The 1,001-nt window shown below is 73.3% G+C and carries 1 pseudogene; it reads right to left on the reverse strand.

Going from position 1 to position 1,001, the window contains the following annotated elements:
• Positions 1-936, reverse strand: a pseudogene (locus LQT98_RS22475) (hypothetical protein); the annotation flags it as partial.
• Between the last annotated feature and the right edge of the window lie 65 nt (positions 937-1,001).

Genomic DNA, 1,001 nt, shown 5'->3' on the forward strand with positions numbered 1-1,001 from the left:
CGCCGCCTGCTGCGGCGCGAGCCGGGCCAGCGTCGGCCGCTCCACGGCCGCGGCGTCCGTCGCCATCGTTTCCAGCGTGCCGAGGAAGACCTCGAACATCGCGTCCACCATGCCGTCGGGGAACAGCTGCGCGACGGACTCCCACATCAGCACCAGCCTGTCGCCGCGCCGGCCCAGGACGGCGTGCAGCGATACCTGGGGCGTGGGATTGGCCATGTCGACCACGCGGCCGACGCCGTCCAGCAGGGCCAGATCGTCAGCCGGGTCGCCGGACAGCAGGCTGGTCAGCACCACCGGCATCAGCACGGGCGCGCCGTTGCGCCGGCTCAGCTCGCGCAGAATCGACACGCCGGAGCACCCGGGCGCGTCCAGATCGGCCCACACTTGCCGCTGCACCGCTTGGGCGAAGGCGGCGAACGAGGGGTGACGCTCGCTTAGCGACAGCAAGGTGTTGCTGGTGTAATCGCCTATCGCCAGCCCCGCCTGCTCCGCCCGCGTGTTGCAAGTCACGTTGAGCGTGAAGGCGTGCGCCGCCGTCCACAGCCGCAGCGTGTCGGCGAAGGCGGCGATGCACAGCGAAGTCAGCGTGACCCCGAGCGCCTGCGCCCGCGCCGTCAGCGCCGCGGACATGGCGGCGGGCAGCTCCCGGCGGCGGTTGGCGAAGCGCGGCTCGGCCACCTCGGCCAGCGCCATCTTCATCGGCAACTCCGGCGCCGGCGCGATGGCTTCGACCCGGCGCAGCCAGGCCTCGCGCTGCGCCTCGGTCGCCGCCGGCGGCGTCATCGGCGTGATGCATTGCGCGGGGGCCTCGTCGGCCGCTTCGCGCGCCAGCTCGGCCATCAATTGCAGGAAGCTGCGCAGATCGCCAGCCAGCAGGCTGAGCCGCAGGTGCAGGATGGCCGTGCTCTCGGTCAGACGGGAGACGACGGCGAGCACGGGCGGGCCGTCCCGCTCGGCCAGGCTCGCGCGCGTCGCCTCCAGCCGTTCCGCCGCCTCCGCCG

Origin of the sequence: Chromobacterium aquaticum (assembly GCF_021129195.1) — a bacterium.
GTDB lineage: Bacteria > Pseudomonadota > Gammaproteobacteria > Burkholderiales > Chromobacteriaceae > Chromobacterium > Chromobacterium aquaticum.